Source organism: Alteromonas macleodii ATCC 27126 (assembly GCF_000172635.2).
Classification (GTDB): Bacteria; Pseudomonadota; Gammaproteobacteria; order Enterobacterales; family Alteromonadaceae; genus Alteromonas; species Alteromonas macleodii.
The window spans coordinates 2,335,973-2,360,264 of sequence record NC_018632.1; the positions used below are offsets into that span (position 1 = coordinate 2,335,973).

Consider the following 24,292-nt stretch of genomic DNA (forward strand, 5'->3'; position numbering starts at 1 on the left):
CGCCTCCTACAGCGCGTACTTTGACATTAATTGATCAACCCATTGTGGGACGATGTGAGAAGCAGGGCCTGTTAGCGATTCATCGAACAATGCATTAGTTACGCCCGGCTCCAAATTTGCCTCTATGGTGTGTGCGCCACTTTCTTTAGCGATCTGAACAAAACCCGCGGCAGGATAGACATTACCTGATGTGCCAATGGCAATAAACACATCAGCCTTTGAAAGCGCATCGTAAATCTCTTCCATGTACATGGGCATTTCACCAAACCACACGATATCCGGTCGTAAGGTTACTCTGTTGCAACACGGGCATTTAGTGGTGTGATCAAAACTATCACTCCAGTCAAAAGTTTTCTGGGTTATAGCGCAGCGCGCAGATAGCAGTTTACCATGCATATGGTAAACAGACTGGCTTCCACCGCGCTCATGCAAGTCATCCACATTTTGAGTAACCAACATCAGGTTGCTACCGAACGCTTTCTCAAGTTTGGCCAGCGCCTCATGCGCTGCATTAGGATTCACGTCGTCTTGCTGTAACTGCGCACGTCGAGCGTTGTAAAAGCGATAAACTAAGCTAGGATTTTGTTCAAAAGCCTCTGGGGTGGCCACCTCTTCTAGGCGATGATTTTCCCAAAGGCCGTCATTATCCCGAAATGTCTTTAATCCAGATTCAGCGGAAATCCCCGCACCGGTAAGAATAACAATATTGGGTAGAGATTGATCAGATGGCATCAGGTTGTTCTTACTCTGTAGTTATAGCGCTAATTATACGATTAGCATGTTGTATATTTACTTAGTTAAAAGCCGCGACTCTTTACATATCTTTGACCACAGGATATTGAGTATCAGCGCCCCACTCTGACCAAGAGCCATCGTATACTGAAACCTGAGTAGCGCCGCACAATAATGCCGCCACACCAATTATGCAGGCGGTAACGCCAGAACCACACGTACAAATAATAGGTTTGCGTAAATCGATATTAGCGCGGTCAAAAATAGCCTTAAGCTGCTCAACTGGCAAAAAATGCCCGCTTTTGAGTAAGGTGTCAAAAGGAATATTAAACGCACCAGGCATATGACCTGAACGTACTCCTTCACGAGGCTCTGACACTTCTCCTTTGAATCGCGGCGCGCTGCGCGCATCAACAAGTTGTGCTTCAGTATTTATTGCCTGAAGTACTGCACCGGAATTTGCGAACCAACCAGGCCTAGGCGTAGCTTGATAGGTTAATTTTCCGTATTGTTGTTGTTCTGAAACCGGCAGCGCTGCTTTTTCCCATGCAGGCTGTCCGCCATTTAATATATAAACATCTTGGTGGCCCAACGCTTTTAACATCCACCACACTCTTGGCGCAGAATATATTCCACGGGTATCGTATACCGTAATAGGTGTATTCGCTGTTATACCCTGATTACCAAGATAAATTGCAAGGTCATTTGCAGAAGGCATACTGTGAGGGAGACCTGTAGTGTGATCGCTACCTTCACTATCTAAGTCAAAGTCGACTGACGCAGGTAAAACCATTGCCGTGCGCGTATCTGGTGTTTTTGAAACGGGGTCGTCCATTAACGCTCGTACAAGCGTTACCGGCTTTTGTTGCATTACATTGGCTAATTCACCAACTGAGAGCAATACCGATGCCATTACATTCTCCTAAAAGGCACCCACATCAGTGAGTGCCCTGTAATACCCCGATAAAACAAATCGGTACGTATTCAAACACATCACATAGTTAGCTAACCAACTAACCTATGTTGCGGATCTACTTAGCTAAGAGCTGCGATAGCCGCGTCGTAGTTCGGCTCTTCTGTTGTTTCTGCAACTTGCTCTGTGTAAACCACTTTGCCTTCGGCATCGATAACCACTACTGAACGAGACAGCAGCCCAGTAAGCGGCGCTGATTCAAAGGTAACACCATAGTCATCACCAAAGCTTGAGCGGAAAGTCGAGCCTGTGAGTACATTTTCAATACCTTCAGCACCACAGAAGCGACCCGCTGCAAACGGAAGATCTGCCGATACACAGATAACTGTAGTGTTATCCAATTTTGCCGCTTCTTCGTTGAATTTACGCACAGACATTGCGCATGTTCCCGTGTCGATAGAAGGGAAAATGTTTAATACCACATTTTTTCCTGCAAGCTCAGACAGTGTTACTTCACCCAAATCTGCTTTCACTAATGTAAAGTCTGGTGCAGATGTACCTACTTCAGGAAGCTGACCCTTTGTCGTAACTGTATTGCCTTGAAAAGTAACTGATGCCATTCGCTTTCTCCGTGTTTTGTTAATATGAAATAGTGGATGTAAAACAATACTTTCGCAAATAAAAGTGACGCTTTTTAAATGTTACTTTTAACCTGCGACTCTGCAAACGCAAGCTTATGCTGCAAATGCGGCTTACCTTTTAAATATTCCCGTCTAAACACACTGAAATAATGCGCTAAGGTTTGCGCCCCTTGCTTCTGCTGCGCAAGGTCTAAAACGCTAATACCAACTTCAGCAGTACAGTGTTGGAAATCATGGGTAGATTCGCGTAGTAAATAATCTGACGCTACGTCCATACTCACGCCCAACACAGGAAAGTCATGCAAGTAAGGGCTCTTCACGAACATTTTTTTTGCTTCACGCCACGTTCCATCCAAGAAAATAAATAGTAACGTTTTCCCAGTATTCAATGGTGGCGTATCAATACAACGTTCAGCTGCAGCATATTCGTGTGGAAATACCACGATAGGAAAATATTTTTCGTTGCGAAGTAACGCCAATAGCGCCTCTTCTGGCTCGGTGCGCTTCCACAAAAATGCGTGGTTATCTTTAACCACGTCCGCAATTAAACGACCGGTATTAGTAGGCTTATAATATTCGCCTTTGTACATCAAGAACAAAACCGCCACATCAGTGCCAGCCTCAGGCTTAAATTCACAAATACAGTTTTGCGTTGGAAGCAGACATGCGTCGCAGCGAACTACTTTACTCCCACGAGCGTGGAATGGACGTTCAGCACGAGATAACTCGTCTAAACGAAGTGACATAACAGAATTCAAGATAGTACGTCTTTGCCAAAATTTTTATGGATTTTACCATAGTAATTTGTGATAAAAGAGCGCAATTATCTTATCAATTTTTTGATTAAAATTTGGAATGTTTGGGAGTAGATAAATGGTGCCCGGGGCCGGACTTGAACCGGCACGCTGTTACCAGCGAGGGATTTTAAATCCCTTGTGTCTACCAATTTCACCACCCGGGCATCGGGTTGCTTTTCAGCAAAGGTGTCAGGCGTAGAACCTGATGCTGCGTTGCAGCGTTTGGAGGCGGAACCCGGAGTCGAACCGAGATAGACGGATTTGCAATCCGCTGCATAGCCATTCTGCCATTCCGCCAGATGCGTCTGGCGCGTGATTAAAACTCATCTCTAAGATGATTGGAGCGGGAAACGAGATTCGAACTCGCGACCCCGACCTTGGCAAGGTCGTGCTCTACCAACTGAGCTATTCCCGCATGTCTTAATCGACCATTTCGTTTGGTTGATGTCCTCTCGAAATGTGGGGTGCATTCTACCTACCCATTCAAAACTGTCAACACAAAAAAGCGTTTAAATTGAGATAAATGCGGTTTTTTATGATCGTTTGCTATTTTTTTATTCACTTTGATTAATGTACGATCAATTTCACTTTACTGCGCCACTTCGAAGGTGTGGCCAGGCCGCTTTTGTATAAACAAACATTGACCAAATTGACAGCACTGCTGAGAAATATAAAAGAATATAACCTAAAGAAACCCAATAAATAGTTATGCCCATAAAGGTTTCTAATCCCGACAACAAGCCAATTAAGGCTAACATTTGCGCAGTGGTTTTTGCTTTACCTATAAAAGACACTTTAACCGCATCCCTTACACCATTCGAACCCATCCATTCACGTAACGCCGACACATAAATTTCACGAACCAATAGCGCAATAGATGGCAACGTGATCCACAGGTTTGCATAACTATGAGTAATCATAAGAAGAGCAGCGCCCACAATGAGCTTGTCTGCTACAGGATCTAAGAATGCACCAAAGGGTGTAGACTGCTGTAGTTTTCTTGCTAGATAGCCGTCAAACCAGTCCGTTATTGCCGCAAGCCAAAAAATAAATGCGCCTGCCTCGTGCGCCCAGCGCCAATCAAGAAAATAAACAACTACAAATACAGGAATAAGGATTACTCGGAATAAAGTAATACAGTTTGGAACAGTCCACATAAAAAGTACGTCTCGGTGTTATGCCTCTATGGGCGTTTTAGCGCGGTAGCGTATAAGCTCTGCATCTTTCATTTTTGTAACACATTACCTTAATTTGTAATGCATTGCTTGTTACTCATTCATTTATTGATGAAGGTGGTCGTAAATAGTTTCCGCCAGTTCAGGGCTTATACCAGGTACATTTGAAATTTCATCTTTGCTGGCTTTCTTAAGACCCTGCAAGCCCCCCATGAATTTAAGCAGTGTTTGTCTGCGTTTAGCACCAATACCAGGTATGCTTTCCAAACTCGACGTGGTTTTAACTTTCTGGCGTCGGTTGCGGTGCCCAGTAATGGCAAATCGGTGAGACTCATCGCGAATATGCTGAATAAGGTGAAGCCCTGGCGAATGGCTGTCCATCGGCAGAACCTGATGGCTACCTGCCAGTATTAGTGTTTCTAAGCCAGGCTTACGGGTGGTGCCTTTTGCCACGCCTAACAGCATAGGCTTTTTATCATGGGGCCAATCTTCAAAAAACGCTTCTGCTTGGGCAAGCTGTCCTTTACCACCGTCTATTAATAGAAGGTCAGGTATTTTTTGCACTTCTTTCACTGACTTGTAGCGACGTTTTAACGCCTGTGCCATGGCCGCGTAGTCATCACCTGGGGTGATGCCTTCTATATTATATCGGCGATAGTCACTTTTGTGCGGACCTTCACGATTAAATACCACACACGAAGCAACCGTTTGCTGGCCAGACGTATGTGATATATCAAAACACTCCATGCGTTGAATAGGCGTATCAACTTCCAGTGCCGCTTCTAAGTCGAGATAGCGTGCAAACACAGACTTTTGCTGACTGTATTGAGCATCTAACGCAGTTTGCGCATTTGACTGCGCCAGCTGCAGGTACTTGCGCTTCTCTTCCCTCGCCCCTTTGAAGAACTGGACCTTGTGTCCCGCTTCACTGGCTAGTACATCTGCTATCGCGTCTTCGTCAGTTAATGTATTGCTAAGTACTATCTGCTTGGGAATAACTTTGTTACCCGCCAGATAGAACTGTAGGAAGAAAGATTCAAAAACTTCTTGTTCATCGGCAGTGTTGGGTACTTTGGGAAAATAGGCCTTGCTGCCTAACAACTGCCCTTCACGAATAAACATTACCTGAATGCACGCCATATTGCCTTTGAACGCAAACCCAAACACATCCATTTCGTCTTGAGTACCAGCAACCCACTGTCGTTCTTGAACTTTTCTTAGTGCATTAATCTGATCGCGGTAACGGGCAGCAGCTTCAAAGTTGAGTGCCTCGCTGGCTGCTTCCATCTTTTCCACCAGCCCACCAATGACCTGCTGGTTTTTACCTTTCAAGAACAAGCGTGCAAAATTGACCTGCTCTTTATATTCTTCATCGCTCACATAGCCTTCTACACACGGCGCACTGCAGCGCTGCATCTGATACTGAAGACAAGGTCTGCTGCGTGCTCGGTAATAGCTATCTTCGCACTGACGTACGGGGAAAATTCGCTGCATTGAACGCAAGCTTTCTCGCACCGACCAAGCACTGGGGTATGGGCCAAAGTATTCGCCCTTTTTCTTTTGAGGGCCGCGATGGAAAGAAAGCCTTGGATGTTCGTGGTCGGATAAGAAGATAAAGGGATAAGACTTGTCGTCACGCATGACCACGTTGTAACGCGGTTTGTATTTCTTGATGAAGTTGTTCTCAAGCAAGAACGCTTCGGTTTCGCTGTTTACAACCGTGACATCCATGTTCGCAATCTGACTAACTAGCGAACGCGTTTTGGCGTTATCAAGATTACTACGAAAATAGCTTGATACACGCTTTTTAAGGTTTTTGGCTTTTCCTACGTAAATAACCTCTTCCTGACTATTGTACATGCGGTACACGCCAGGTTGAGAGGTTAGATTCTTAAGAAATGCTGCTGAATCAAATGCAGACATAATCACTTTGACGTTGCGCGTCTAGTGACGCTTAAAAGGTGTTAGGATTGATAAGCTTATGACGATAGGCCAAGTGCGTTAGCTCTACATCAGAATTTACGCCTAACTTTTGAAACATTCGGTAACGGTAAGTATTAACCGTTTTTGAGTTAATACTGAGTTCTCGGGCTATATCCGGCACTTTGTGACCTTCGGTTAATCGCATTGCTATTGTAAGTTCTCTACTCGATAGCTCGTCAAACGGATTATCCGAACTAGGCAATAACTTACCGATGGCGATGCTATTGGCCACTTCTTGATCAACATACTTTTGTCCTGCCGCAACTTTATGGATAGCGCGTATTACTTCATCTGGCTCTGCATCTTTTGTCAGAAAACCGTATGCGCCTGCATCCATAACTTGCATTGGAATAGGGCTTTCCTTGTGCATTGAAACACAAATAACACGCGTATTTTCAGACATACGAACAATTTTCTTTGTCGCTTCCAGTCCACCAATACCGGGCATATTCACGTCCATGAGTACCACATCTGGCGCGTTTTTTCGGCACAAAAGTACCGCGTCTTCACCGTTCTTCGCTTCTGCGAGAATAGTAAAATCGTCTACGTCTTCCAGAATCCGGCGTATCCCTGTTCTGACCAAATCATGGTCATCTGCTAGGATTATTTTTATCACTCTAGTATCTCACTGACTTCAGTTTTACATACAACTGGAATAAAGGCTGATAACGTTCATTAATGAGAAGTATTACCAGCCTTTAACCTTATCCAAGTCATCATACCACGAGATAAGAATTCGTGAAGTAGAGATACACAATTTGAAACTAAATTATTGATCTAGATTACTTTTAGGCAGCTATTTAGGTAATTCAAACCACAAGGCCACACTTTCCTCTGAGGCTTTCAGACGAATGATGTCTTGCTCGTAAATACCCAAAGCATCGCCTGCCTCTATTTCAACTGCATTCGTTTCACTGTCTACCACAGCCTGTACATTACCGCTAATCATATGAAGGTAACCCTTTTGGTCTTCAGTGCCATGCTCCCATGTTTCGCCAGCTTTCAAAGTTAAACGGCTGATTGCCGCATTTTGCTTAATGCGTAATGACCCTTCCCTACCGTCATCACTTACTAATAATTCAAGCTTTGAATCATGGTTATTTCCACCTGGCTGTGTGCCAAAGGTTTTTTGCGCATAGCTGGGCGTACCGCCTTTTTCATTGGGCACAATCCAAATTTGCAGAAAGTTAACAGGCTCTTCAGTAGAAGGGTTAAACTCCGAATGCATAATACCCTTACCTGCACTCATTACTTGCACGTCACCCGCAGGCACTACGTACTCATTACCGGTATTATCCTTGTGCTTTAAAGCACCGCTCACAACATATGAAATTATCTCCATATCTCTGTGACCGTGGGTTTCAAAACCTCTGCCGGCCTGAACAACATCGTCATTGATAACCCGTAGCGCTGAAAACCCCATATGTTTTGCATCATAATAATGTCCAAACGAAAAGCTATGTTGGCTTTTTAGCCAGCCAAAGTTCACTTTTCCTCTTTCATTCGCTTTTCTCAAATACATCATCTTGCATTCCTTATAACCGTAAGCCGCCACTGGCTCTTCTCCCCAACAGGAGTAACGCTGGGCGATAGAACATGTGTCAAGGGCTAATTATTTAATAAGGCCATTTTAATCCTCTTTAATAGGAATAAAATGTCATATATTTGAGCTTATTATTCTAATATTTAGAATTAAACTAACTGTCGGTCAACAGATGCGGGTTAAGCTACGCTAAGAAATAAAGCACAGTCTTTGCAGCGCGGTTTCTACAACCGCAGGGTGACAGGCTAAATTTAGCCTAATATGGTGTGGAGAACCAAAGGTCGCGCCGTCGTTACCTATCACGCCTCGCTCAATACATCCTTCCACAGTGGTCACGGGTGAATATTTGAGAGGTTGACGAGAAGCGTCACCTAAAGGAGCTCCATCCACAGAAGCGATACTGTTCGGCTGTGTTAAATGCGAAGGGAATGTTGAAAGGTCTAGCCACAAGAAATAACCAGCGCTGCCCATTGTATAATTAACAGATAAACCATAGTGCTCAAAGAAGCGCACAATAAGCTTTCGGTTGAAGCTCAACGCACATTTTACGCTGTCTAACCAAGTACTTCCCTTCTCATAGGCGGCAATCAACGCAACTTTTCCTAAATTACTTGCGTTCAGGTGCCTGCTATTAATAGCTTGGGAAAACGTCTCTCTGATCGTTTTATCCTTAATGACCGCATACGATGCACCTGGAATACTCGCTAGGTTAAACGCCTTGGATACGCTATTGATGTGGATAATGCGTGGCAGTTGATGAGTATGGATGTTACCACCGTTTTGACTTTCTTTGCGCCTCTCGCTCTTATTGCTTACCTCTGCACCAAACATGGGGATTAGCGTTGGTTCATTTGACGAGTTAAATGCAAACTCGCTGTGCACCTCATCAGTGATCATTAAAATATCGTTCTTGGCGCAGAAGCTCATAATAACACGCTGCTCTTCTGCACTTAATACTGTACCTGTAGGGTTATTAGGATGGCAAATCACGAATGCAGCCGCAGCACTATCGAAGGCTGAAGTATCTATAGTTGCGTTAGAACCTTCGACGTCTTCCTGACGACTCTTGTCGCTATCCTTTGTCGCGGTAACTTCAGAAAGCTTAGTCTGAATTTGACGCGTGTTTTGAATGACTGGAATAGATACTGGCGTTAAGCCGTTATTATGAATGGTCTCTGTTAAAGGGGAATAGGTTGGTGTTAAAACCATGACTTTTTGACCAGGTTGGCAAAAAGTGTGAAGCGCAACGTCTATTGCTCCTATTACGCTCGCAACATCCACAACATCGCCACTTTCTACTTTAAAGCGACTACTTTTTTGCGTGGTACGCTCAAAACGTTTTGCTACCGCGTCACCGATATCAAGGGACTGATATCCATAAGTAGAGCGAAGGTTTTGTGTAATCGCGCTGAGAATTTCATCACAAGGCGGGATGTCCATATCCGCTATCCACATTGGAATAGGGTCTTGCTGAGACGCGACAACGTTCGCTTGAGATGAAGACGCGCCCTGAAAGCGGCGAAATATCGCTGAATATTTAAGACGGGTTTGATCGAGTTTCAGGTGAGAAGGTGCCTGCCATACATCCTTGTAAGGCATAAACTCGCTTTGCATAGCGTTGAACACGGGGAGATGGCTTAGCGCGTTGCTCACCTTCACATTATCCTATCTATATAGCCTTACGCATTTACTATTGGCTAAAGGCCTTCTGAATTCTATTATATTTATAAGCGCGAAACACGCGTACCGCGCTCACTTTATGCTACACACACACTTTAATAGACACCGTGTTATTCTATCTTTTCAAACACGTTAAATTCAGAAAGCGTATGTTGGTATTTCCGCTTTGTTTCTCGAATGACAAATGGAATGTCTTTAGGTTCAGCAATTCGTTTAAAGCTATGACCTAATGCATCTTCAAGCGCCTGAGTAGAGCTAAGCGTTTCACCATTTTCATCTTTATAGCCGCCCAACCATTCACTTCTTTCGGTATACTCTTCCAACCATGTAAAGGGGCTGGCGACAACGAGCAATCCACCTTTATTTAGCCGCGTGGCCATGTCCGTTAATACCTTTCTTGGACTATACACTCTATCAATAAGGTTGCCTAAGAAGATCAAGTCGTAGCCTGTGAATTGCGGCTTCAAATTACACGCATCACCTTGTGCGAACGCAACGTTGTCTACACTGTCATCTAAACCGAGCGCAGAGAGCTTGCGCGCCTTAAACGACGTAAGTTCACCTTCTTCTATAAGGTTATAGCGTATTTCACCACGCTCTTGCATCTCAAACGCTGTTTTTATAAAACGTGCAGAAAAATCGATGCCATCGACATGATCGAAGTATTTTGCAAGTTCAAAGGTAGACCGACCAACGGCACACCCCAAATCTAACGCTTTAGCGTGTTGACGCCCTTGCATAGCGTCAATACAAAACTGCGCACTGGCTTTAGCAAAATTAGGGACACCGTAGTACTCGTCGCCGTAATGGAATTCACTGTATTGCGAAACCTGTGTATCACTTTCATAATCAAAATCGTTCACTGCTATAACTCGCTTTCCTTGAACATACCGAAACCCCGCGTGCTGAAAGAAGTGGCGCCTAAAAGCGTAACGACTATCTTTCATTGCTTCGTTACCTGTAGATACCCAACTGCCGCCTTTAATGAGGTTATGCTTATTGTCGAATGTGGGTGTTGTAAAGTCGTCATATAAAGGATGAACGTTAAAGCCCTCAAATGGATAGATGGGTGTTTCTGTCCATTGCCATACGTTGCCAACAACATCATAAAATTCGCCGGACTTATTAACATTAACAGGTTCACTCGACGCATACTTTTGCAGCGCTATGTTGAACCCTTCGCTGTATACGGTTTGTGTTACACCAGCCTGCTGTCGTAACGCTTGCCATTCATTTTCAGTCGGCAGACGAATAAGATCACCCGTTTTTTCACTCAAGTAGTTACAAAACGCTTTCGCTTCATGATAATTCACATCCACAGGCCAATCTAAAGGTAGTGGATGCTCTTCAAGCATGCTGCGATATAAATAATCATCACCCTTTTTAATCCAAAATACAGGATACTGAGCTTTAGTGTATTCACGCCACTTATTGCCTTCAGCCTCCCAGTATTTTGCGTTGTTATAGCCGCCTTCTTGCACAAATGATAAAAACTCACCATTACTTACAAGAAATTTAGACGCACTAAACTCGCTAACGGATTCTTGCTGAGAACCATATTCATTGTCCCAGCCGTAATAAGCACTGTCCCACGCTTTGTCATTTATGACTTTCTGTGCCGGAACGGTCATTAAAACATTAGCCTCTAACGCTTCAGCATTAGTTTGCATAGTGCCACATGCAGGCCATACTGGGCTGGGGCGTACCGATGCAATGGGTAGCTGTCTGATTAGAACAGATGAGGTTTCTAAATGAATACGTTCATGCTCTATTCCCATTACAACGGGCCACATTGGGCTTTCCCAGTCAATAGGCATGCTAAAAGACATGGTATCTATTAAATCGCATACCAATGTGCGCACTTGATTACGATATTGACGCACCTCTTCCACCTTCGGCCAGTCGTAATTTTCATCGTTAAGATCATCCCAACTCATTTCATCAACACCAATGGCAAATAGCGATTCAAATTTTGGGTTAATGCGCTCGTTTATTGCCTTAGACAGTACTAATTTGTTGATAAAGAAAGTAGCAGTATGACCAAAATAGAAAATTAACGGATGGCGCAACTTTTCAGGTCGTTGATAAAATACGTCATCATTGGCAAGACAAGAGAAAAGCGATTCGTAGGTATCAAAGGAATCGAGGAAATAAGCCTTTATTTCCTGTCTTTTTTGCTCAACTGTTCCGTCCCGTAAATTAAGTGTGGGCATTGCCTGCATAATGTCCTCTCGATTTTTGTTATTACTACCAACTGCGTAGGACCAGCGCCGTAAAAATAAAAGAAGAGCGCTTTAAAATGCCGTAATGATTTCAGTTGATTGCTAACCCTTTATGTATACCAAGCTTTTATGAATAAAGCGCGACATAACTAGGTTTTTATGGAATGTCCTGTAATTACAAGATACAGACAGGATGAGATCAGAAAATATTTCATAACAAACTTATGCCTGCGATGATGCTGTGAAACACCGTTTAACTTAAAGCTCGTGATCATAAAAAGCATGGAGATACCGTTGGTTATCATGTTACGTTTACCTAGCTTACTAAATGCCCGATTCAACGTTGGCTAATTAAGCTGCGTCGGTAAACAGCATACTTATACGTTTATACCTTCACACCTTCAGAAACGAAAAAGGATTTTTCTTAACATGAAATCAGTAATTTACATAGCAGTAACGCTGCTCTCGTTGTACGGTTCACCCGCGACTGCAGCTGACAACTATACTAATGCGCTTCTCAATGAAGCCGTTCGCAAAGGCAATAAGAGTACCCCTTTAATTGTAAACCCAACACTCACTATGGAGCGCCTATCAACCAGTGACGGAGAGATCACTTATCACTATCGCTCTATGACGTTGACTCAAAACAAAGGCGTTAATCAATTTGTAGAGGAACAACAAAAGAAGCTCTATCCGTATGTGTGCACTTCACCCTCGCAAGAAATTTTTAGGCGACATGGAATTACAGTTAATTATTTGTACAACGATAAGAATAATGATTTTTATGCGGTGATAAGTATCGACACTACAACGTGTAACGAGGTTGGTTGAAGACGTTCTAGCAGCACGTTTTTATTTGACCCATAAAAAAACCCGCAACTAAGTGCGGGTTTTTCGTATTTGGCGGAGAGTGAGGGCATTAAACCGGGCTCTGCCAACTCTCCTGAAGTGCTGCGTATCTTAATGATTTACGTGGGACTGTAAAGTACTAATTTTAACATTTTTACTCAAACGACCAATTGATAATCAAAGTGTTCAAAATTTAATTGCTCTCGTTTAACGCAGGCGTTATTCAATCAGGTGTTGCACTGACGCGGCAATGTGAAGCACTGGTCAATCACACCACACAAACATGCTTGCAGGTTTGGTTAGAAGCGTTAAAGACATGGCTTTATCAGCTGCTCTATTATTAACACCATAACAAACATGGAGAGGGAGAAGGTGCTCTTCTCTAGGATGGGCGTATCGCGCATCCGGCGCGCTGTACCATTCAACAAGACGAGCTTTGCGTTCATTCTCGCTGTAGGCACTGGTCTGCATAGTTGTCTGAAGCCAGTTATTAAAGCGCGTTGCTTTTCGCAATGCCTCATCGGAGCTATCAAAAAAGCCCTGCATATTGTGAAAAGAAGACCCCGAGCCCAATACTAAAATATTCACTTCGTTCTTTGCTTCACTATTTACAGGCTCTACCCCGAGTTCAACAGCTTTCCTAATTGCTTCCCCCAATAGCACATGCTTTTTAGAATCCAAATCAGACGTAATGGATAGTTGAATACAGGGTACATCGGCACTGGGATACATAATACTTAGGGGAATGAACATTCCATGATCGAAACCACGTGCCCTATCCTCCCGTACAGCAATGCCTTGTTCTGCTAAACGCTTTGGTAATAAAGTTGCGAGTGCTACTTCCCCTTTGGCCGGATATTCAAGGGAATACGCCTCTTTAGGGAAGCCATAATAGTCATAAATCAAGGAAGGTTCTGGGTGAGTAGTTACACAGACTTCAGTATCTTCCCAATGGGCACTAATCACTATGACTGCATCAGGTTTGGGTAAATCTGTTGATAATGCTTTGAGCGCTTCAATCATTTCAATGTGATAGGCAGGCGTTCTCGCCTCTCCTACTGACTGCATTTCAAGAAGTGGAAGCGGCCCTCCACCATGAGAAATATAAGCGGTGTTAATTCTCACAGACGGGCGAGTTTGCGTTCGCTGTTGCATAAAACCATACCTTGTTAGATGTAGAGAATACCATTCCTGCATTCCCACGCTTCGCTAGGAAACTTGCCAGCGTCTTATGAGTGGGCAATTATCTATGCGGATTGATATAAGGGCTCTATAGCCATTGAAACCGGCGCATTTGGGCCGGTTTCGTTAGTCGTCGAATCTCACAACCGCTATTTATTAAGCTTGTGACTAATAAGAGAGTCGATTGAAAGTTTACCGCCACCTTGAATAGCTAGCGCACCTGTTGCAGCAAGTAGCGTTAGTGCAAACTCGTAACCGTTGTTAGTCATAAATAAACCGTTTGCTGCATGTACACTAAAAATCGCAATCACCATTGTGAATGCACTTACTAAAGCGGCTGGGCGTGTTAGAAAACCTATAATAAGCGCTAGCCCGCCAAAAAACTCAGCGCTGCCGGCCAGCAATGCCATTAAAAAGCCTGGCGCTAAACCAATGCTTTCCATCCACTGACCTGTGCCTTCTAGTCCATAACCACCAAACCACGCAAAAAGCTTTTGTGCGCCGTGTGCGGTAAGAATAATGCCCACAGGCACACGTAAAACCAAACTAGAAATACTGCTGTTAGAAGTAAAAATGTTTTTCAGAAATTGCTTGTTCATTGTTGAATCCTCAAAGTCTCTCGTAATTGAAAGTGTCATATCTAAAAAGTGATGAACGCTCCGCCTGACTTCATTGAGTTGGCACAGCGCTAACCTGATGCATATAGAATAGTTACCAACACCTATTGAATAAAGCGGTTAAATATTGAATGATTACCAACAATTTGTTGTTTATTGCGGCGAATGGCTAAACGATGGATAAATTATCGCTACTGAAAACCTTCTGCGTTGTTGCGAATGAAGGCAGTTTTACAAAAGCTGCAGAAAAGCTAGACACGTCAAATCAACTCGTAAGCAAGTATGTTGCCGAATTAGAGAAGCAACTTGATACGCGTTTATTCAATCGCACTACAAGAAAAATTCACCTAACCGAGGCTGGTCAACAGTGTTTGCAACATGCAAATCATATTCTTGAAAGCGTAACCGATATGGAAAGTCAGCTTGGGTTGCTCAATACAGAAGCAAAGGGAGTTCTGCACGTAAGTGCCCCTGTCTCTTTCTCAACATTACATTTAGCGAGTGCACTCAGTGCGTTTCAACAAGCACACCCTCACGTATCGATAAACTTGCAGCTAAACGATAGAAAGATTGATGTGATAGACGAAGGCTTTGATGTAGCAATACGTGCAGGTCACCTAGCTAACTCTTCGCTGGTGGCCAAGAAAATCACAACGATAAAGCTGGCCCTGTGCGCTTCACCAGCCTACCTGGAAAAATATGGCACACCGCAACATCCAGCTGAATTAAAACCTGAACACTATCTTGAGTACTCCTACGTCAACTACGATAACGATAAATCAGCGCTTATTGCGGCGCTCAAAGCAAATGCCCAGACTGTGACGCCTAAACTAACCGCCAATAATGGAGAAGTCCTAACCAATGTAGCAAAGCAGGGTGAAGGTTATGTACTTCAACCTACCTTCATTGCCGGTGAAGCGCTCAAAAACGGGGAACTCGTGTCCATACTGGACGATTTCGTACCGCAAGCTATCTCTTTGTATGCGGTCTATCCTCATCGTAAGCTCATTTCTAATAAGCTAAGGGTTTTCATTGACTTTTTATCAAGCTATTTTGAAAGTACGCCCTACTGGGACAAGTAAATCGCGGTACGCGTAACGCTTAATTTATGTGGTAAAAACGTAACTTCAGTGGATGAGTGATATCAGCATAATAAATTAAATAAAAACGGCGTGGAGAAACACCTCCGACGCCGTTCGCGTAATAGCATATCTGGTTTCAGTAAATTGAACTTTAAAGAAGTATCCTTACCCTAAAGCCCTCATCACATTCTGAAGGTTTCCATAATCGCGGGCACACCCGGGAACATACCAATTAGTGCCATAACGGTACATAACACCAAAAACGTAATTCCTGGAATTAGCCAACGCCCTGCTTTGCCGAGCTCTCCAGCTCTATCTTTGCACCCAACGAGCCCCAAATTATCCAAAAGCATAGTAAAAGACCATCCGAATACTGGATTAACTAGTACAGAGGAGATCACCACCAATGCGGCAGATTGCGTCGTTTTACCTTCACGCGTCATTTGCATACCGGCTTCCATTAGCGGCAGAAAGACCCCAACAATAAGCGCTACGCAAAGCACTGGCGGCCAAATTGCTAGATCCATGGGGTAACCCCAAAGTGCCGCTACAACGCATAAAAAGCCAGTAACTAATGCACCACCGGGTATGGGTCTGCGCGCGATTGAAGCCGGAATAATGTAGGTCCCCCACGAAGATGAGATATTCCCCCCTCCCAGTAGGCTTCCCACTGCCTGACGACTAGATGCAGCAATCATGGTGTCATCTATATTCATGTGCGCTCGTTCACTTTTTTTAGGGTAGCTAAGCTTTTGGAAGACTTGATGACCCAAGAAATCTGGCGACCACATAGACACAGCCAGCACAGCAAAAGGCAGCACAGCAATGAAATGTGACCAGTCTGGCAGACCTAGTTTCCAACCTGTGTCTTCCCCCCACCAATAAGCAGGGTTCAAGTTAGGCATACCCGGCGACGTTGTGAACTCAAATGGCGCACCGAAGGAAAACGCAATGACCGCCGCCATCACCGCACCAAGCGGAATGGCTAGCCAGCGCTTTTGAATATGCTCTAGCCATGCATACATTAAAATAGTGGCAATGATCACCACGAAGGCTAAGTAAGCCATATCGAAGCTTTCTGCCCACGCAAAGAGTTTCTTCACCTGGCCTGTAATGCCAATAAACCCTAAGTACAACAGCAGCCCACCGCATACACCGTTACTGGTTAGCCTAGCAAGCACACTGCCGCCCTTCGTTATTCCTAGAATAAAACCAAATAGTCCAATGAGCAGGCCGAGCGCCATGGGATGGCCGCCAGATGCAACAATAAGGGGTACCAAGGGCAGTAAGGGGCCGTGTGTACCTGCTAAATTAGCTGACGGGTTTAGGAAACCGGAAATCAGAACAACGAACAAGACTGCTGCAATGAGTAATTCAAAGCGCACGTTTTCAATAACAAACTCAGGAGATAGCCCTAGCGGTGCTGCGAATGCACCTACTACGGCGGCAACCATAACGATTTTTCCTATGGTCGCCGCCATGCCTGGCACGAAGTCTTCCCACTCAACGCGGTAGTCTTTACCAGGCAGGTTCAACCGCCAACGTTTTGGAGAAAGTATTTGAAGTTCGTGATTTAAATATTCGTCTCTTGATTTAAAACTACTGCTCGGTTTGTGAAGATTTTGATAAGAAGAACTTTCTTGTGACACATAACACCTTTAGATTGCGCGAAGAAAAGCGCAAGCCTAAACATGTGAACGGAATGTAACAATGCGACTGTGGTCTTATACGAAAGTCTAACGAGGTAGACGGGCATAAAAAAACCCGCAACAATGTGCGGGCTTTCATAATATGGCGGAGAGTGAGGGATTCGAACCCCCGGTGGGTTTGACCCCACGTCTGATTTCAAGTCAGGTGCATTAAACCGGGCTCTGCCAACTCTCCTGAATTGCTGCGTATCTTAATGATATTTTTATGACTGTAAAGCGAAAAATTAAAAAAGTTGTCTAAGTGCCGAGATTTCAATCAAATAGACTGTTTAGCACGTATAAGAGATGTTTTTATATTCACCTGACACCATTTTCATCTGAAACTACTTGAAAATGGGAACTAAAACCCATACAACATACACTAAATAATTGTGTACCATTTTGGTCATATCATAAGTCCTGTTGGAGGAAACAATGGATCAACGTTCGATGTATTCAAGTGCATCTCAACCATCGGTATTGCAGACGAACAAGGTTCTACGCAACACCTATATGCTGCTTGCGATGACACTGGCGTTTAGTGCGGTTTGTGCTGGTATAGCAATGGCAGTAGGCATTTCTCCTATGATGTCTCTTGTTATGACTATCGGCGCTTTTATTACGTTATTTGTAGTTCAGAAAAAAGCTGATTCAGCATCTGGTATCTACTGGGTGTTTGCATTCACAGGTCTAATGGGTGCATCACTAGGTTACACGCTTAATTTCTATCTAGGCGTTGCGGGCCCAGGCTTGATCATGGAAGCGCTAGGTGCAACAGCCCTTGTGTTCTTCGCGCTATCTGGCTACGCGTTAACCACTAAGAAAGACTTCTCGTTCATGGGCGGCTTCTTGGTTGTAGGCCTAGTTGTAGTGCTTGTTGCGGCAATTGCGAACATCTTTTTCGCAGTTCCAGCGGTAAGCTTAGCAATCAGTGCAGCGATTGTGTTTATTATGTCAGGTTTCATCTTGTTTGATACAAGTCGTATCATCCACGGTGGTGAAACAAACTACATTCGTGCAACAGTTTCGCTATACTTGAACATATACAACTTGTTCACGTCTATCCTTCACCTTCTAGGTGCGTTTGGTGGCGACGATTAAAACAGCGTTAAAGGTTTAAAGAGAAACACCCCTTAACCGGGGTGTTTTTATTTGTATGGCAGAATATTCAGTACTTATCACATCATCACCGTTTCAAGGCGATACAGCGTTACGCGCCCTCTCCTTTGCACAAGGTGTAATCGATAATGGTGATGTAATAAACAACGTTTTCTTTTATAGCGAAGGTGTACACCACACTAATAACTTAATGCTAAAAACGGGTGACGAGCTGTTCGTACTTGATAGCTGGAAGACTCTAGCGACTGAACACAACGTGAAATTACTAGTATGCATTACCGCCGCCGTTAAGCGAGGTATTGTTAGTGAGTTAGAGGCGAAAGAGAATGGGTTGTCTCAGGCCAACTTAACCACGCCTTTCGAGCAAGCTGGCTTGGGCGAATTCTTCACTGCGCTCCATGATTGCAACAGGTTGGTACAATTCTAATGGCGCAACTACTTATTAGGTTTACGCAAAGCCCTTTTTCCAATGCTAAAAGCCAAGACGGTTTAGATTTTGCGCTTGCTGCAACAAACTATGGGCACGATGTTAAAGTGCTTTTTGAAAGCCAAGGTGTACTGCAGCTTGTTAAGGCAGCGTCTACCAAAGGACTAAAAAATCACACCAAACGTTTAGCTAGCATGCCGTTTTTCGATATCGAAGAATGCTTTGTGTGTAAAGCAAGTGCAGATACCTACGACATTGAGCAGGTTCTTTCTAATAACAGTCTAGTTGATGAGTTAGACTGTGAGTGGATAACCCCAGAAGAAAAGGTCACGCTTATCCAAAGCGTAGATCATGTGGTGACATTCTAATGCTTATTACTATTTCAACGCCAAATTTGAGCACTGAATACAAACAGCTTATTGAAGCCACTTTTGAGCAATCGACTTCTACTTATGTTGTATTTGTTGGTGATGGCGTTTATGCCCCTGCATTAAACACCGCGTTTTTTGAGCGGCTGGCCAATACGGTAAAAAGTACGGTAGAGAGTACGGTAGAGAGTACGACAAAAGGCACGGCAAAAGACAAACCAACGCTAAACCTGTCGTTCTTGAGTACAGATGCGGATACCAGGGGCGCAAATCTTCCCGAACATATTAATCCTATTTCTCACAAAGAACTTGCTGCAATATCAGCAAAAAATCAGCACTGGATACCCCTTTCATGACACAAGAAACCTATAGCTTCAATTATAAAGGGCAAGCGATCCCTACAGACAAAGCCGGGTATTTACTCGACTATACCCTTTGGGAAGAAGATATGGTTGAGTTGCTGGCGCAAGAAGAGAACATTGAATTAACCGAAGCCCACTGGGAAGTGGTGCGCTTCGTACGCGCATTCTATGAAGAGTACGAAACCAGCCCAGCGATTCGTGCTTTGGTGAAAGCTATGGCCAATAAGTTTGGGCCAGAAAAAGGTAATAGCCGCTACCTGCAGCGACTCTTTAAAAAAGGCCCGGCTAAGCAAGCCACCAAACTGGCAGGGTTACCTAAACCTGCCAAATGCTTGTAAAGGCGTTGCTGAAAAGGCCAGGCATAATTTAGTTCTGTTTTCCGTCAATCGCACCGCTCCGGAAAAGCGTACACTGTCTCTGTACAAGGAGTCTGGCCATTACTCGCATAGCAAGTGCGCATACTCACTGTTCTTTTGCAAATTCCTGGAGAAACGGTATCTAAAATATTTGAAGAATCTAGACCTGGGCCAATATAAGCCCCCCAATATTGTTTTTTTGCCTGTTTTTTAGCAAGTTCTCTTCGGCACTGCTCGTCGTCAGCAATGGTATTAGTTGTTTCATCTATTTCGCCATCCATAAATGCTAGCGCATGGGTCATCCCATCAATTTTAGACATGCCTCTCTCTAGGCTTAATGCTACCGAATTTAACTTATATTTATGATTTGTAGAGAGTTCCGACAAAAAGCCAAGTCGAAAAACTAAGCGATTCTCAGCGTCACCAACAATAGCAATGCTAGACTCTCCACTTAAGTCACGATAAACATTAAGGTCTACTGAATGGCCATCAATTTCAATTTCTAGACCAGTCAATTCCTCACCTTTACCTAAATCATTGAGATTTAAATCTTTAGCGTTCACGTGGTCTATAATGCGACTTTCAATTTGGTTGCTGACCACTTTTTGCCTCCTTGCTCCTTTGTAGTATTCAGAAACAACATAGCATGTGGCTGATGTTTCAGATAATGCCTTTGTAGTTGATGTAAAAGAGGCCTTTTTCGAACTATTAAGGGAGTTTGGCTGCTCAGATTCATTCATGGTCGAAGCATTTACTATTGCGGGTAAGAATAGAAACGTCGCTAATATTCCTATTTTATTCATTGAAAAGTCCTTATCTCTTATTTCTTATGTCCTATTTCTTATAATGGTTAATGTAGACTGCAACCCCCTTACAATCAATATTATTGTTCAAAAACATATATTACGATTAGATAAATTACATTAATCTTATGAATTAAGCATAACTCGCTTCTTCCTAGTTATTATTCCTACCAAGCGCTTTGCACGGGTTGAACCCCGATTCGAGGTAGCGAGCAGAGTAGCCGCCCTACAGTTATTTGCTTTAGCTTTGGTGTTGATATTGCAACTCCCCTCTTACATTAGCGTTTTATCTCGGGTTTCAGGCATATTTTTCATACTTGCCTTTTACCGAACATCATAAACGTGAATGTTTTACATAAATGGACATAGGAGGCTGTATGACAGTTCAAAAACACTACGTAATTGTGGCCAACCACGACGACGCCACAGCTTACACCTATACCAACCACGGAAGTGCACTTGTTGAAGTAAAAAAGTGGCACAACGAGTTTAGTGACGCGAGTGACCAAGACATTTATACAGATAAACCCGGCAGACAATCGGCTCCCGCTTCGCAAGTACCAGGCGTTGATAGCATGAATCGAAAAGATGCCGCCGAACTCGAAGATGAACGATTTGCTAGTGACATTGCTGACTGGCTAGATGGTGAGCGTAAACGAGGTGCGTTGGGCTCTATAGATATTATTAGTGGACCAGGGTTCCTTGGAAAATTGAGAGGCGAAATGTCATCTCAATGTTCAGATATCGTCGACAAAGAAGTGAAAAAGAATGTTTTAGGTGCAGACGAGGAAACCTTGCTTTCATACCTTAAATAAAACGTTATTTAGTAGTTAGATTGTCACAGGCGGCTGTTGTCATTGCCGCCTTCTCTTACTCGCTTATAAGTAAAAGTTAGCGGTTTTCGTTAGCTTTTAACACATTAACCTCACCGATTGCCTCGGCGCTTTTAAACGTCTTTACTCGTGTGACTTCAAGATCGGTATAAACACGAGGATTATTCAAAATATATTCTACCTCATTGTTCAATGAGCCTTGTGTGTCAGCCGCTAACCACGCATTTATCGCATGTGCATTATGTGGAAGAAAGCAAGGAATGGATTTTTCATGATACTTGCTAAATCCCTCTACGGGTGGGCGCGTCACTACTGCACAGGAAAATAGGCCATTACTAAACCGCCGGTATACCGCGCCAATTAACAATGCACCAGTGGCCGGTTTCATTAAAAAGTGCGCTTTTCCTTTACCAAGTGGGTTTGACTCCCCTACTGCAGTTGCGACAACCACAGCTCGTCGTTCACGAATAAACTTTCCCCAATAAGGGCTTTCTAGATTACGGGCATTGAATGTGGTTCTGTTGCCAACCTCTAACGTGTCGCCAACGGGCTTAGCATCAAACCACCATGTAGCATCGATGGTGCTATCACCAGATACAATTAAATTGGTAATTTGTCGTTCTGGCACTTTTCCAAATGCAGGATAAAAGTTAATAACATTGCTTGTGGAAGATTCATTGACAAAAAGCGGAATGGTTTGTGTAAGCCCGACTTCTTCAAGTAGCGCAATAACGTCAGGTGAGTCAGTAATACGCTGTATAAATCCGCACATAAGTCCTCGTATTGAAAAATGCTTCCGCCATTTTAAAATTCTATAGGTTCCATATCTCAAAATATTGCATGGTAAATGAAAAAAGGAAAAGGGATTCACCCTTTTCCTTTTTTAAAGATAAACTTCAGTTTGTTCAGTCTAACTATTTAGCGGTGTGTTTATCAAAAAACTCAATCATTGCAGTCCAACGCTCGACGTTGTTTTCTTCTTTATAGAAACCGTGTGCCTCGCCAGACTTCATCATCCATTCGTACGGTTTATTGCGCTTTTCTAACTCTTCTCGTAACGCAAAAGCATGCTCTTTGGGTACGCGGACATCTTCCTCACCTTGGATGATGAATACAGGTACCTTTATTTTATCGACGTTTTTTACCGGAGATTGGCTATCACCATCAGGCAATACACGATTCAAGTAGTTTATACCAGATTGAGACTCTGGAATGTCGCCTGCAGATTTCATCAGTGCTAGGTCATACACTCCTACAAAACCTACTGTACACTTATATAAGTCAGGTTCTCTAATGACACTTTGGAGGGCGGCATAACCACCATAAGAAGCACCATAAACACACATTCTATTTTGATCAACAATGCCTTGCTCAATTAGATAATTGACGCCGTCGGTCATATCGTCAATCATTAGTGTTCCCCAAGATTTGAAACCTGCTTTCAGAAATTCTAAGCCATAGCCTCCTGAACCTCTGAAATTAGGTTGGAATACAGCATAACCGTGAGCCGCCAACACTTTAGCATCGCTTCTCATTTCAGTAAGTGTATCTTTTAAACCGTGAGGACCACCGTGTGGATGCATTATTAAAGGAAGGTTTTTTGATACACCTACTGGTAAAGTAAGAATGCCCGAAATCTCCTGACCATCTCTTGCCTTATAGGTAACAACTTTAGATTGGGGCATATCAAAATCGTTTAACCATGGTCGCGTATCAGTCAGTTTTGCTAACTGTTTTTTATTTTTATTAAACAGATAATAAGCCGTAGGTTGATTAATCCCGCCAACTGCTACAATCATCTTTGAGCCGTCATACGTCGAAGATGTGATAGACACTACACTGCCCTTAAACGCTTGACGTAAACTAGCTAAAATTCGTTGTTCATCCGTATTTTTAACTTCACTAAAGTAAGTAGCACTGAGGTCTTTATATTCATATTCCGCGCCTATGACTTCTTGCACTTGCCCTCTAACTTCGTGCAATATAGGCTCCACATCAACCATTTCATGGGCAGCTAAAACAGTGTGCTTTTTAGTATCAATGTTATAAGTTGCGACAGCATCTGTATCAGTTTCAATGGTACTAAGTCCAACTAGCGTTTTATCATCGGCCAAAAATACTAATGGATTGAAAAATGAATCAAATGATTCCGCCTGAAATGCCACTTGCCAGTCGTCGTTTACTGAACTTCGTACCATTAGCGTTACTTGATTATTTTCATTAGGATCTGAGCTCGTCATTGCCAAAGCTTCACCTTTGCTGTTGGTTATGATTCGTAAGCTATCTCCTGTAGATTTATACATACGTAAAGGCATTCTACCCAACGATGCTTTTCGCCCATTGCTCACCTTCATTTTATAGAGATCCAAAAAAGGCTCTTTTGTTGACCCTTGAACGCTAAAAACGACGATGGCATCTGGATCGTCTGGTAAAAAATCTACGACCTGAGAGTATCGGGTATCACCACTTTTAGAGCGGTAGCCAGTGAGGACCACGTTATCACTGCCATCTGCATCCATCGCTAACAACTCTCCAGTCGGGACTGGTTGCTCTAGGGCGCCGACTTCACGCACCATGCTCAGTAAGAGACGTTCATCATTTAACCAGTTAAAACTGCCGACTGACTCTTTTCCCCTTCCTCGAGTGATCGATTGTACTTTTTGCTTTTCAATATCAAGTACCGTAAGGAAAACAACGCCATCATCATCTCTGGAAGTAGATGCCAGATATTTACCATCTGGGGATATTTTAATTTGTAAATACTGAGAGTGTTTTGCGAAAGCCTCTAAAACGGGCGTTTTCACTTCAGCATTTGTAGAAAAAGAGAAAGCTAGGCTTCCCAGCATAATCGTTTTCAAAAGCGATAAACGAGCTTTCATTTATAATTATCTCCATGTAAAAAGCCCCCTATATTCGGGGG

Annotated in this window: 24 protein-coding genes and 4 tRNA genes; 8 read left to right on the forward strand and 20 right to left on the reverse strand. The window is 43.4% G+C overall.

Annotated features, from left to right (window positions below; all coding sequences use genetic code 11):
• Positions 1-6: 6 nt before the first annotated feature.
• The 13 genes from cobB to ovoA form a co-directional block, all read right to left on the reverse strand.
• Positions 7-732, reverse strand: a complete 726-nt coding sequence (gene cobB / locus MASE_RS09900) for a Sir2 family NAD+-dependent deacetylase (protein WP_014949604.1) — start codon at positions 730-732, stop codon at positions 7-9.
• A gap of 82 nt (positions 733-814) precedes the next feature.
• Positions 815-1,645, reverse strand: a complete 831-nt coding sequence (locus MASE_RS09905) for a sulfurtransferase (protein ID WP_014949605.1) — start codon at positions 1,643-1,645, stop codon at positions 815-817.
• 122 nt (positions 1,646-1,767) lie between these two features.
• Entirely contained in the window at positions 1,768-2,265 is a 498-nt protein-coding gene (gene tpx / locus MASE_RS09910) for a thiol peroxidase (protein WP_014949606.1), read from the reverse strand.
• 74 nt (positions 2,266-2,339) lie between these two features.
• Complete coding sequence (locus MASE_RS09915) at positions 2,340-3,032, reverse strand: tRNA-uridine aminocarboxypropyltransferase (RefSeq protein WP_014949607.1); 693 nt, start codon at positions 3,030-3,032, stop codon at positions 2,340-2,342.
• 128 nt (positions 3,033-3,160) lie between these two features.
• Positions 3,161-3,247 (reverse strand) — tRNA-Leu (locus tag MASE_RS09920).
• A 59-nt stretch (positions 3,248-3,306) separates the two neighbouring features.
• Positions 3,307-3,380 (reverse strand) — tRNA-Cys (locus tag MASE_RS09925).
• 42 nt (positions 3,381-3,422) lie between these two features.
• Positions 3,423-3,498 (reverse strand) — tRNA-Gly (locus MASE_RS09930).
• Between the two features lie 169 nt (positions 3,499-3,667).
• A complete protein-coding gene (gene pgsA, locus MASE_RS09935; protein ID WP_014949608.1) occupies positions 3,668-4,240 on the reverse strand; it encodes a CDP-diacylglycerol--glycerol-3-phosphate 3-phosphatidyltransferase in 573 nt (190 codons plus the stop codon).
• A 123-nt stretch (positions 4,241-4,363) separates the two neighbouring features.
• On the reverse strand, positions 4,364-6,181 hold the full coding sequence (gene uvrC / locus MASE_RS09940; RefSeq protein WP_039227661.1) for an excinuclease ABC subunit UvrC: 1,818 nt from the start codon (positions 6,179-6,181) through the stop codon (positions 4,364-4,366).
• Between the two features lie 31 nt (positions 6,182-6,212).
• Positions 6,213-6,857, reverse strand: coding sequence for a UvrY/SirA/GacA family response regulator transcription factor (gene uvrY / locus MASE_RS09945; protein ID WP_014949610.1), 645 nt, complete (start codon positions 6,855-6,857; stop codon positions 6,213-6,215).
• 180 nt (positions 6,858-7,037) lie between these two features.
• A complete protein-coding gene (locus MASE_RS09950) occupies positions 7,038-7,766 on the reverse strand; it encodes a pirin family protein (RefSeq protein WP_014949611.1) in 729 nt (242 codons plus the stop codon).
• A gap of 207 nt (positions 7,767-7,973) precedes the next feature.
• Complete coding sequence (locus MASE_RS09955) at positions 7,974-9,437, reverse strand: aminotransferase class I/II-fold pyridoxal phosphate-dependent enzyme (protein WP_014949612.1); 1,464 nt, start codon at positions 9,435-9,437, stop codon at positions 7,974-7,976.
• A gap of 137 nt (positions 9,438-9,574) precedes the next feature.
• On the reverse strand, positions 9,575-11,686 hold the full coding sequence (gene ovoA, locus MASE_RS09960) for a 5-histidylcysteine sulfoxide synthase (RefSeq protein WP_041693498.1): 2,112 nt from the start codon (positions 11,684-11,686) through the stop codon (positions 9,575-9,577).
• Between the two features lie 429 nt (positions 11,687-12,115).
• Here ovoA and MASE_RS09965 point away from each other — a divergent pair, with 429 nt between their 5' ends.
• A complete protein-coding gene (locus MASE_RS09965) occupies positions 12,116-12,517 on the forward strand; it encodes a hypothetical protein (protein ID WP_014949614.1) in 402 nt (133 codons plus the stop codon).
• Positions 12,518-12,799: 282 nt separating this feature from the next.
• Here MASE_RS09965 and MASE_RS09970 read toward each other — a convergent pair whose 3' ends face one another.
• Both MASE_RS09970 and MASE_RS09975 read right to left on the reverse strand, forming a co-directional pair.
• Positions 12,800-13,690 (reverse strand): DODA-type extradiol aromatic ring-opening family dioxygenase, encoded by an 891-nt coding sequence (locus tag MASE_RS09970; RefSeq protein WP_014949615.1) that lies wholly within the window; start codon positions 13,688-13,690, stop codon positions 12,800-12,802.
• 176 nt (positions 13,691-13,866) lie between these two features.
• Positions 13,867-14,316 (reverse strand): DoxX family protein, encoded by a 450-nt coding sequence (locus tag MASE_RS09975; protein ID WP_014949616.1) that lies wholly within the window; start codon positions 14,314-14,316, stop codon positions 13,867-13,869.
• 194 nt (positions 14,317-14,510) lie between these two features.
• Between MASE_RS09975 and MASE_RS09980 the strand changes: the two genes are divergently transcribed.
• A complete protein-coding gene (locus tag MASE_RS09980) occupies positions 14,511-15,416 on the forward strand; it encodes a LysR family transcriptional regulator (protein WP_014949617.1) in 906 nt (301 codons plus the stop codon).
• A gap of 182 nt (positions 15,417-15,598) precedes the next feature.
• On the opposite strand, the gene MASE_RS09985 is transcribed toward MASE_RS09980, so the two are convergent.
• Both MASE_RS09985 and MASE_RS09990 read right to left on the reverse strand, forming a co-directional pair.
• On the reverse strand, positions 15,599-17,065 hold the full coding sequence (locus tag MASE_RS09985) for a DUF3360 family protein (RefSeq protein ID WP_014949618.1): 1,467 nt from the start codon (positions 17,063-17,065) through the stop codon (positions 15,599-15,601).
• A 143-nt stretch (positions 17,066-17,208) separates the two neighbouring features.
• Positions 17,209-17,300: transfer RNA gene (locus MASE_RS09990), tRNA-Ser, on the reverse strand.
• A 239-nt stretch (positions 17,301-17,539) separates the two neighbouring features.
• Here MASE_RS09990 and MASE_RS09995 point away from each other — a divergent pair.
• The 5 genes from MASE_RS09995 to MASE_RS10015 are packed head-to-tail and all read left to right on the forward strand — an operon-like array spanning position 17,540 to position 19,718.
• On the forward strand, positions 17,540-18,205 hold the full coding sequence (locus MASE_RS09995) for a Bax inhibitor-1/YccA family protein (protein WP_014949619.1): 666 nt from the start codon (positions 17,540-17,542) through the stop codon (positions 18,203-18,205).
• A gap of 55 nt (positions 18,206-18,260) precedes the next feature.
• Positions 18,261-18,650: a sulfurtransferase complex subunit TusD gene (tusD, locus tag MASE_RS10000; RefSeq protein ID WP_014949620.1), complete on the forward strand. Its 390-nt coding sequence runs from the start codon at positions 18,261-18,263 to the stop codon at positions 18,648-18,650.
• On the forward strand, positions 18,650-19,018 hold the full coding sequence (locus tag MASE_RS10005; protein WP_014949621.1) for a DsrE family protein: 369 nt from the start codon (positions 18,650-18,652) through the stop codon (positions 19,016-19,018). The genes tusD and MASE_RS10005 overlap by 1 nt, the downstream gene beginning before the upstream one ends.
• Positions 19,018-19,374 carry a hypothetical protein gene (locus tag MASE_RS10010; RefSeq protein WP_014949622.1) on the forward strand — a complete coding sequence of 119 codons (357 nt, stop codon included), beginning with the start codon at positions 19,018-19,020 and terminating at the stop codon, positions 19,372-19,374. Before MASE_RS10005 ends, MASE_RS10010 begins: the two co-directional genes overlap by 1 nt.
• Positions 19,371-19,718, forward strand: coding sequence for a TusE/DsrC/DsvC family sulfur relay protein (locus MASE_RS10015; RefSeq protein WP_014949623.1), 348 nt, complete (start codon positions 19,371-19,373; stop codon positions 19,716-19,718). The genes MASE_RS10010 and MASE_RS10015 overlap by 4 nt, the downstream gene beginning before the upstream one ends.
• A 44-nt stretch (positions 19,719-19,762) precedes the next feature.
• On the opposite strand, the gene MASE_RS10020 is transcribed toward MASE_RS10015, so the two are convergent.
• A complete protein-coding gene (locus MASE_RS10020; RefSeq protein ID WP_232362752.1) occupies positions 19,763-20,539 on the reverse strand; it encodes a hypothetical protein in 777 nt (258 codons plus the stop codon).
• Positions 20,540-20,916: 377 nt separating this feature from the next.
• Here MASE_RS10020 and MASE_RS10030 point away from each other — a divergent pair, with 377 nt between their 5' ends.
• Positions 20,917-21,354 carry a host attachment protein gene (locus MASE_RS10030; protein WP_014949626.1) on the forward strand — a complete coding sequence of 146 codons (438 nt, stop codon included), beginning with the start codon at positions 20,917-20,919 and terminating at the stop codon, positions 21,352-21,354.
• Positions 21,355-21,430: 76 nt separating this feature from the next.
• Here the strand turns inward: MASE_RS10030 and MASE_RS10035 are convergent, their stop codons facing one another.
• Both MASE_RS10035 and MASE_RS10040 read right to left on the reverse strand, forming a co-directional pair.
• Positions 21,431-22,144, reverse strand: a complete 714-nt coding sequence (locus MASE_RS10035; RefSeq protein WP_014949627.1) for an SOS response-associated peptidase family protein — start codon at positions 22,142-22,144, stop codon at positions 21,431-21,433.
• A 142-nt stretch (positions 22,145-22,286) separates the two neighbouring features.
• Positions 22,287-24,251 (reverse strand): alpha/beta hydrolase family protein, encoded by a 1,965-nt coding sequence (locus tag MASE_RS10040; protein ID WP_014949628.1) that lies wholly within the window; start codon positions 24,249-24,251, stop codon positions 22,287-22,289.
• Positions 24,252-24,292: the final 41 nt, after the last annotated feature.

Bases quoted from the DNA above. Each gene is read 5' to 3' on its own strand.
- cobB (WP_014949604.1), bottom strand. From the start codon at position 732: ATGCCATCTGATCAATCTCTACCCAATATTGTTATTCTTACCGGTGCG.
- MASE_RS09905 (WP_014949605.1), bottom strand. From the start codon at position 1,645: ATGGCATCGGTATTGCTCTCAGTTGGTGAATTAGCCAATGTAATGCAA.
- tpx (WP_014949606.1), bottom strand. From the start codon at position 2,265: ATGGCATCAGTTACTTTTCAAGGCAATACAGTTACGACAAAGGGTCAG.
- MASE_RS09915 (WP_014949607.1), bottom strand. From the start codon at position 3,032: ATGTCACTTCGTTTAGACGAGTTATCTCGTGCTGAACGTCCATTCCAC.
- pgsA (WP_014949608.1), bottom strand. From the start codon at position 4,240: ATGTGGACTGTTCCAAACTGTATTACTTTATTCCGAGTAATCCTTATT.
- uvrC (WP_039227661.1), bottom strand. From the start codon at position 6,181: ATGTCTGCATTTGATTCAGCAGCATTTCTTAAGAATCTAACCTCTCAA.
- MASE_RS09950 (WP_014949611.1), bottom strand. From the start codon at position 7,766: ATGATGTATTTGAGAAAAGCGAATGAAAGAGGAAAAGTGAACTTTGGC.
- ovoA (WP_041693498.1), bottom strand. From the start codon at position 11,686: ATGCAGGCAATGCCCACACTTAATTTACGGGACGGAACAGTTGAGCAA.
- MASE_RS09965 (WP_014949614.1), top strand. From the start codon at position 12,116: ATGAAATCAGTAATTTACATAGCAGTAACGCTGCTCTCGTTGTACGGT.
- MASE_RS09970 (WP_014949615.1), bottom strand. From the start codon at position 13,690: ATGCAACAGCGAACGCAAACTCGCCCGTCTGTGAGAATTAACACCGCT.
- MASE_RS09975 (WP_014949616.1), bottom strand. From the start codon at position 14,316: ATGAACAAGCAATTTCTGAAAAACATTTTTACTTCTAACAGCAGTATT.
- MASE_RS09980 (WP_014949617.1), top strand. From the start codon at position 14,511: ATGGATAAATTATCGCTACTGAAAACCTTCTGCGTTGTTGCGAATGAA.
- MASE_RS09995 (WP_014949619.1), top strand. From the start codon at position 17,540: ATGGATCAACGTTCGATGTATTCAAGTGCATCTCAACCATCGGTATTG.
- tusD (WP_014949620.1), top strand. From the start codon at position 18,261: ATGGCAGAATATTCAGTACTTATCACATCATCACCGTTTCAAGGCGAT.
- MASE_RS10005 (WP_014949621.1), top strand. From the start codon at position 18,650: ATGGCGCAACTACTTATTAGGTTTACGCAAAGCCCTTTTTCCAATGCT.
- MASE_RS10010 (WP_014949622.1), top strand. From the start codon at position 19,018: ATGCTTATTACTATTTCAACGCCAAATTTGAGCACTGAATACAAACAG.
- MASE_RS10015 (WP_014949623.1), top strand. From the start codon at position 19,371: ATGACACAAGAAACCTATAGCTTCAATTATAAAGGGCAAGCGATCCCT.
- MASE_RS10020 (WP_232362752.1), bottom strand. From the start codon at position 20,539: ATGAATAAAATAGGAATATTAGCGACGTTTCTATTCTTACCCGCAATA.
- MASE_RS10030 (WP_014949626.1), top strand. From the start codon at position 20,917: ATGACAGTTCAAAAACACTACGTAATTGTGGCCAACCACGACGACGCC.
- MASE_RS10035 (WP_014949627.1), bottom strand. From the start codon at position 22,144: ATGTGCGGATTTATACAGCGTATTACTGACTCACCTGACGTTATTGCG.
- MASE_RS10040 (WP_014949628.1), bottom strand. From the start codon at position 24,251: ATGAAAGCTCGTTTATCGCTTTTGAAAACGATTATGCTGGGAAGCCTA.